Here is a 7,485-nt window from a genome sequence, read left to right as displayed (position 1 = left end):
ACGGTGCGGTGGGTGACCACCGCGGACGACGTACGCCGGGTCGGGCTGGCGCTGCCTCGTGCCTACGAGCGACAGATCGGCGGCCGCTGGAAGCTCAAGGTCGGCCAGATCGTGTTCGTCGCGTTCTCCCAGGACGAGCTCGCCATGGGCTTCGGCTTCCCCAAGGCCGAGCGCGCCGGGCTCGTCGAGTCCGACCCGGAGACGTTCTTCCTGCCGCCGGCGCGCGACCTGCGCTACCAGTGGGTGTGCGCGCGGCTGGACCGCCTCGACGACCGGGAGATGCGCGAGCTGGTCACCGACGCGTGGCGGATGTGCACCCCCGCGATGCTGCACGAGCTCCCCGAGATGCCCGAGCCGGCGGCGGCGGCCTGGGCCGCCATGGACAGCGAGCAGTGGGGTGAGGTGCGAGCGTTGCTGCACCCCTACCTGCACTTCACCGACGGCAGGACCGTCCTCCGCGGTCGCGCCCGGGTCCTCGCGCACCTGCGGGACTCGCCCCGGCCCAGACCTCCCGCCAGCGTCGAGGTCCGGGACGGTCAGGTCTACCGCTGGGTTCGATGATCAGCTCGCCGTGCCCGAGTCGCTCCGCGGCAGCCTGACCCTGACGCACGTCCCGCTGTGCGGGGTGTCCAGGACCGAGATGGATCCGCCGTGCCGCTCGACGATCCGCTGGCAGATGCCCAGCCCCAGTCCCGCGCCCTCGATGCCTCCGCGCTGGAGCCGCCGGAAGGGCTCGAAGACCCGCTGGCGCTCGTCGGGCGGGATGCCGATCCCGTTGTCGATCACCCGCAGCTCCGCCACACCGGCGGTCTCCTCGAGCTCGACCTCGACGACCGGGTCCACGTCAGGGGCGACGTACTTGACGGCGTTGGCGACCAGGTTGTCGATGACGATCCTCGCCAGGACCGGGTCCGCGTACGCCGTGGCCCGCCCGGTCACGGAGATCGAGGGCGGGCTGCCGGTCGTGGTCATCGCGTGGGAACGCATCTCGGCGACGTCCCGGGCGAGGTCGTCCAGCGGGACCGGCCGCCGCTCGAGAGGGCGGTCGCGCGTCACGGTGTCCTCGAGGAGGGCGGCGATGAAGTCGCGCATCCGCTCGGCGGCGTCCAGGATCCTGCCGGTCATCTTCAGACCCTCCTGAGGACGAACGGGCTGGTCCCGGCGGAAGCCGTCGGCGAGCACGTCCGCCCAGGACTGCACGACGAACAGGGGGGTGCGCAGGTCGTGCGCGACGTGTCCGGCGAAGGTGGCGAGCGCGTCGTGCCGCAGCCGGTCGCGGGTGACGTCGTGGTAGGTGACCAGCACCCGGGCCGGGTCGCCCCGCCGCGCCCCGGGGATGCGGTCGGCGCTGATCCGCAGGTAGCGCACCACCCGTCCGTCCTCGCGCAGCTCGTACTCGTCTCCCGTGACCCGCTCGCCGGCGAGCGCTCGGGTGTGGGGGGCGCGCTCCGGGTCCCACCGGGCGCCCGTGGAGTCGAAGAGCTGAAGTCCCTCCGTGGGGCGGACGTGCACCAGTGGCGAGTCGGTGCCGAACAGCTCCCGGGCCGCCTGGTTGAGCATGAGGACCTCGCCACCCTCCTGGATCAGGGCGATGCCGTCCCCGACCTCCTGGATGACCTGGTCGAGCGTGCGCGCCCGGGTCTCGGCGACGTGCTCGGAGTCGGCCAGCTCGGCGCGGGAGATCGCCAGCGCCAACCCGGTCCCCGCCAGCAGCAGCACGAAGAGCTGGGCGATGAGGGCCTGCTGCTGGACGTCGTCGATGCCGGCGAACGGGCCGTACCCGTTGAGGGTGAACAGGAGCGCGGCACTGCCGGCCACGGCGCCGTGCAGGGCGGCGGCCACCGGTGCGAACCTCACCCCGACCCAGGCCGTGGTGACCAGCAGCGCGAACGAGAGCGGCTTCTCCTCGAAGAAGTAGAAGCACAGCAGGTACGAGCCGGTGGACGCCGCGACCAGGGCCACGGCCTCGAGACGACGGGTGGGCGACGCGGACAGGGCGGCCCGCAGCCGGGCCCGGCGCCCTCCTTCACGGTCACCGCGCCGCAGCGCCGGGACGACCATGAGCCCCAGCGAGCCCAGGGCCGCGATGGCGGCCGTGCTGCGCGCCCAGCGCAGGAAGAAGGCCTCCAGGTCACCGGTCTCGAGCCCGGCCAGGGCCTGGGTCACCGTGTAGAGCGTCGCACCGCACAGGGTGCCGGCGGCGCTCGCGACCATGAGCACGCCGAGGTCCCGGAGACGCCACTGCGAGCGTCGTCCGAAGGGCTCCAGGTCGGGGCTCCCGCGGCGCAGCAGCAGCACGACCACGGCGACCTGGGTCAGGGAGATGAGCGGCGAGGTCAGCATGAGACCCCACATCACCCCGAGCTGCCAGGACACCGCGAGGCTCGCCAGGGCGAGCGTGGCGGCGTCCCACGGCCAGGTGCGCCGGTTGCCGGTGGCGAACCAGACGACGGCGACGCCGGCGCTGGGGGAGACCAGGGTCAGCGGCAGGTCGGCGACGGCGGTCAGGAGGCCCAGCTGGCTCGCGAGGTAGTAGGTCGGGCCCCAGACCAGCACCCGCCTCAGGATCCGGTCGCGAGAGGGCGCGCCTGAGCCAGGCCCCCGAGGAGATACGTCACCCACCGCGACAGTATGGCCAGCCGAACGACGTGACCGGTCCGCAAACTAGGATTTGGGCATGACCCAGCAGCCGTTCTCCCGACCGGGAGCCATCGACCTGTCGGCGCTGAAGCGCCCCGCCGCCCCGCCAGCAGGCGGGCCCGGTGCGGCGGCCCCCGCCGGGGCGTCGTACTGGCTCGAGGTCGACGAGCAGAGCTTCCAGTCGACGCTGGAGGCGTCGATGACCGCCCCGGTCCTGCTGGTGTTCTTCTCGCCCAGCCGGCTCCCGGAGAGCGAGCAGATGGCCCGCGACCTGGCGACCGTCGCCGAGGAGTACGAGGGCCGCTTCCTGGCCGGTCTGGTCGACATCGACACCTCGCCGGCGATCGCCCAGGCCGTCCAGCTGCCGTCGGTGCCCTATGTCTTCGCCGTCCTGGACGGTCGGCCGGCGCCGCTGATCCAGGACGTCATGAAGCTCGACGACCTGCGCGGGGCCATCAACCAGGTGATGCAGCAGCTGACCGCGCAGGGGATGACTGCCCGGCACCAGCCCCGAGCCGGGACCGCGCCTGCCGCGGACAGTGCCGACGAGCCCGGGTCCGACCCCCGCTACGCGCCCGCCGAGGACGCCCTGGCCGCCAACGACTTCGACCGGGCGGTCGCCGAGTACGAGAAGCTGATCGCCGCCAACCCGGCCGATGCCGAGGCCGCCGCCGGCCTGGCGATGGCCCGGGTGCTGCAGCGGACCGACGGCGTCGACGAGACGACCGCCCGGGCCGCGGCCGACGACGCCCCCGACGACGTCGCCGCCCAGACGCTGGTCGCCGACCTCGACCTCCTCGTCGGCCGGGTCGACGACTCCTTCGCGCGGCTCGTCGAGCTGGTCCGGCGTACGGCGGGCGACGACCGCAACGCCGCCCGCGAGCACCTCGTGGGGCTGTTCGCGGCCGTCGGCAACGAGGACCCCCGGGTCCTCAAGGGCCGTCAGTCGCTGGCGTCCGCGCTGTTCTGAGGCCTCGGGCAGGTCTCAGCGCGCGAACGGCACGCAGAGGACCGGCCGGTTCGTCAGGTGCAGCAGCTTGTGCGGCGTGGACCCGATGATCGCGCCGCGCAGCGGGCTCTCGCCGTTGGTGCCGACCACGATCACGGTCGCGTCGAGCTCGTTGCCGACCTGCACCAGAGCCTCGGCCGGCTTGGCGTCGACCAGCCGGACGCTGGCGGTGACCCCGGCCGCCTCGACCTTCTCCACCGCGTGCGCGGTGGCCGTGCGACCCATGTCGAGCAATGCGTCGAGATGGGACTTGAACTCCTCGCCCATGCCGCCCGGCGGAGCGGCGCCGTAGACGAGCACGAGCTCCTCGCCGTACCGCTGTGCGACCTGGATCGCCGCGTCGAGTGCCGCCTCGGCCCCCGGTGACTCGTCGTAGCCCAGCACCACTGCCATCGTGCCTATCCTTCCAGTCCGTCGGGGTCGGGACGCGGTGGTTTGTCGCCGCGTACGACCGCAGGATCGGGGAGCGAGGGCTTCTCGTCCCAGTAGCGCTTCTCCTGGGCACGCCAGACGAGCATGAACACCACGCCGGTCAGGAAGACGCCGACGCCGATGACCAGCGGCGGGCCGACGCCCAGCCAGGCCTGGCCGCTGTAGGAGTTGTCCGGGTCCGACTGGTCGCGCGCCGAGAGGACGAGCAGCCAGAGGAGCAGGCCGGAGCCGACCAACGGACCGACGCCGATGAGCAGCAGGTTCTTGGCGCTCTCGGTCAGGTGCTTGCGGTAGTAGACGGCGCAGGCGATGCCGGTCAGGGCGTAGTAGAACGCGATGAGCAGGGCCAGGGCCGTGAGGGAGTCGAACAGGGCGTTCTCGCTGACCTGGTACATCCCGACGTACCAGGCGATGGCGATCGCGGCGACGGTCCAGGTGCTGACGTCCGGCGTCCGGTTGCGCCGGTGGATGTGGCTGAGGCGCGGCGGGAGCGCGCCTCGCCGGGCCATGGACAGGCCGGTGCGGGAAGCCGGCAGGATCGTCGTCTGAGTGGACGCGATGGCCGCGGTCGAGACGGACAGCAGCAGGACCCAGTCCCAGCCGCCGAGCACCTCGGTGGCGAGGTAGTAGAAGACGAACTCCTCCTCACCGGCGTTGTCGCTGAGCCACTGGGTGCCGGCGAAGGCGACGACCGCGATCGCGACGGACACGTAGGTGACGAGCAGGATGAAGGTCGACAGCAGCGCCGCGCGACCGGGCGTCTTGTCGCCGTCGGTGGTCTCCTCGCTGAGGTTGACCGCCGACTCCCACCCCCAGTAGGCGAACACGCCGAGCAGCAGCCCCGAGCTCAGCGCGGCACCGCCGGCGCCGAACGGGTTGAGCCACTCGACCTCGGGCGTGACCTCCCCGAGCGGGCTGTCGCCGTCCACGGCCCGGTAGATGGCGACGGCAGCGAAGACGAGGAGCGAGACGACCTGGACCAGGATCAGGAGGTTCTGGAGCCGGGCGGAGACGTCGGTCCCGAGCACGCAGACCCAGGTCATCAGCAGCACCAGGGCGATGGCGGCGGGCATCCGGATCCACGCGTTGTCGCCGGCCTCGATCAGGCCGTCGCTCCCGAGCAGCTCGCCGAAGCCGTAGAGCCCGAACCGGATCCCGACGTCGGCCAGCGAGCCCACGATGAGCACCCCGGTCATCATGATCGCCCACCCGCCGATCCACCCGAACCACGGACCCATGGCGCGGGTCACCCAGCTGAACGTGGTGCCGCAGTCGGGGTCCACCCGGTTGAGGTAGAGGAACGCGGTGGCGATCAGCGCCATCGGCACGAACGACGCCAGCAGGATGCCGGGCGCGTTGACGCCGGCGAGGGCGGTGACCGCGCCGATGATGGCGGCCAAGGAGTACGCCGGCGACGTGGACGCCAGCCCGATCACCAGCGCGTCGACGAACCCGATCGCCCCGGCCTTGAGCTGGGTCTGCTCGACCTGTGCCTCCGCCATGCGGGTCCCCCTCCTGGACGTGTCCGGACTGTCTAGCGGACGCGACAGCCTGAGGGAAGGGGCGACCTGGAACTGGTCAGCCCTGTCCACCCTCGGTGTAGCTCGGCGCGGTCCCGTGGGTGTTCGCGAGGGCCGACGTGATCCGGTGCGCGGTGATCTCCGAGCAGCGCTCGGTCACCTCGTCGAGGGTGCAGAAGGCCGCGTCCTTGATCTCGCGCTCCTGTTTCACGATCGTGTCGGCGATCGTCGGGTCGTGGACCCCGCCGTCGAACACCAGGCACAGCGCGTCGTCCCACCCGCTCCACGGAGGCAGCCAGTCGGTGAGCAGCAGCGGCCCCGCGGGGATCACCAGGCCGAGCTCCTCCTCGACCTCGCGGCTCACCGCGAGCTGAGGTGACTCGCCCACCTCCACCACACCCCCAGGCAGGTCCCAGTCACGCTTGTAGGTCAGCTGGCAGAGCAGGACCCGGTTCTTGGTGTCGCGCACGAGCATCTGGCTGATCGCCCGCTTGCGGGGGAGGAACGAGTTGAGCAGCGACCGGAAGCCCTCGGGCTCGTGCGCCGGGGCGTCGGTGGCCAGCCGGGCGTAGACGATCCGGTCGACGGTGTCGCCGTCCACGGTGACGCCGCGCATGACGCCCTCGCGGCGCATACCGGCCCACGTGGCGCTGCGCTGGCTCTCCGTGTCCTCCGGGTCGATCCAGGCCTCCACCCGGGCGTGGCCCTCGAGGGCGGCCTGGACCTCACGGTGGACGTCGTCGATCGTCTGGTCGGTGGACCAGGAGATCCGGGCGACCCCATCGGCCACCGTCAGCCGGACGACGGGTGGCTCGCTCACGCCGTCAGGCTAGTGGTTGGGTCCCAGCCTCCGGTCGCGTGGTTTCGCTCGCCTGGCGGCGGGCGGCTCAACCGCCGGTGGCTCGGCGGAACCAGACCGTGGCCAAGGGCGGCACCACGATGTCGGCGTACGCCGGCTGCCCGACGTGGTCGCCGTCGACGGCCGTCACCGAGCCGAGGTTGCCCACCCCGGAGCCGGTGTAGCCCTCGGCATCGGTGTTGACGACCTCGTCCCACACACCGGCGGACGGCAGACCGAGGCGGAAGCCCTCGTGGGGTACCGCGGAGAAGTTGGCCACGACCACCACGTCCGGCGTGCCGGGGGCGCCTCGCCGGATGAAGGAGAAGACGTTGCGCCCGGCGTCGTTGGCGTCGACCCACTGGAACCCGTCCGGCTCCGCGTCGCGCTGCCACAGGGCCGGCGACTCCCGGTAGACCCGGTTGAGGTCGCCGACGACCGAGTGGACGCCGCGGTGCTCGGGGTGGTCGAGCAGCCACCAGTCCAGCTCCCGGGACTCGGCCCACTCCGACTCCTGGCCGATCTCGCAGCCCATGAACAGCAGCTGCTTGCCGGGGTGCGCCCACATGTACGCGAGATAGGCACGCAGGTTGGCCAGCTGCCGCCAGCGGTCGCCGGGCATCTTGCGCAGCAGCGAGCCCTTGCCGTGCACGACCTCGTCGTGGCTGATCGGGAGCACGTAGTTCTCCGACCATGCGTACACGAGCGGGAAGGTCAGCTCGTGGTGGTGGTAGGCCCGGTGCACCGGGTCGTGCTGCACGTAGGCGAGCGAGTCGTGCATCCAGCCCATGTTCCACTTGAACCCGAACCCCAGACCACCGGACGACGTCGGCCCGGTCACCTGCGGCCAGGACGTCGACTCCTCGGCGATCGTGGTGGCTCCGGGCACCCGCTTGTAGACGGTGGCGTTCATCTCCTGCAGGAACTGGACCGCCTCGAGGTTCTCGCGGCCGCCGTACTTGTTCGGGCTCCACTCGCCCGGCTCCCGGGAGTAGTCGAGGTAGAGCATCGAGGCGACGCCGTCGACGCGCAGCCCGTCGGCGTGG

7 protein-coding genes are annotated in these 7,485 nt (G+C 71.9%); 2 read left to right on the top strand and 5 right to left on the bottom strand.

Features of this window, described 5'->3' with window-relative positions:
• A partial coding sequence (locus tag JHD21_RS18715) for an MmcQ/YjbR family DNA-binding protein (protein ID WP_292678287.1) occupies positions 1 to 561 on the top strand: 561 nt, incomplete at its 5' end.
• On the opposite strand, the gene JHD21_RS18710 is transcribed toward JHD21_RS18715, so the two are convergent.
• Complete coding sequence (locus JHD21_RS18710; RefSeq protein ID WP_292678285.1) at positions 562 to 2,556, bottom strand: ATP-binding protein; 1,995 nt, start codon at positions 2,554 to 2,556, stop codon at positions 562 to 564.
• A 121-nt stretch (positions 2,557 to 2,677) separates the two neighbouring features.
• Between JHD21_RS18710 and JHD21_RS18705 the strand changes: the two genes are divergently transcribed.
• Positions 2,678 to 3,610, top strand: coding sequence for a tetratricopeptide repeat protein (locus JHD21_RS18705; RefSeq protein WP_292678282.1), 933 nt, complete (start codon positions 2,678 to 2,680; stop codon positions 3,608 to 3,610).
• A 15-nt stretch (positions 3,611 to 3,625) separates the two neighbouring features.
• Here JHD21_RS18705 and JHD21_RS18700 read toward each other — a convergent pair whose 3' ends face one another.
• The 4 genes from JHD21_RS18700 to glgB all read right to left on the bottom strand — a co-directional run.
• Positions 3,626 to 4,042 carry a universal stress protein gene (locus JHD21_RS18700; RefSeq protein ID WP_292678280.1) on the bottom strand — a complete coding sequence of 139 codons (417 nt, stop codon included), beginning with the start codon at positions 4,040 to 4,042 and terminating at the stop codon, positions 3,626 to 3,628.
• 5 nt (positions 4,043 to 4,047) lie between these two features.
• Positions 4,048 to 5,583 carry an APC family permease gene (locus tag JHD21_RS18695; protein WP_292678278.1) on the bottom strand — a complete coding sequence of 512 codons (1,536 nt, stop codon included), beginning with the start codon at positions 5,581 to 5,583 and terminating at the stop codon, positions 4,048 to 4,050.
• 76 nt (positions 5,584 to 5,659) lie between these two features.
• On the bottom strand, positions 5,660 to 6,421 hold the full coding sequence (locus JHD21_RS18690) for an NUDIX domain-containing protein (protein ID WP_292678276.1): 762 nt from the start codon (positions 6,419 to 6,421) through the stop codon (positions 5,660 to 5,662).
• Between the two features lie 67 nt (positions 6,422 to 6,488).
• On the bottom strand, positions 6,489 to 7,485 hold a 997-nt coding region (gene glgB / locus JHD21_RS18685; protein WP_292678275.1), incomplete at its 5' end, for a 1,4-alpha-glucan branching enzyme.

The sequence above is a fragment of the Nocardioides sp. genome (assembly GCF_016462705.1).
GTDB lineage: Bacteria > Actinomycetota > Actinomycetes > Propionibacteriales > Nocardioidaceae > Nocardioides.
The sequence above is the reverse complement of the archived record's forward strand: the minus strand, read 5'-3'. Positions and strand labels throughout refer to the sequence as shown.

What these genes read in the sequence shown, in the direction of transcription:
- JHD21_RS18705 (WP_292678282.1), top strand. Translation starts at nt 2,678, where the DNA reads ATGACCCAGCAGCCGTTCTCCCGACCGGGAGCCATCGACCTGTCGGCG.
- JHD21_RS18700 (WP_292678280.1), bottom strand. Translation starts at nt 4,042, where the DNA reads ATGGCAGTGGTGCTGGGCTACGACGAGTCACCGGGGGCCGAGGCGGCA.
- JHD21_RS18695 (WP_292678278.1), bottom strand. Translation starts at nt 5,583, where the DNA reads ATGGCGGAGGCACAGGTCGAGCAGACCCAGCTCAAGGCCGGGGCGATC.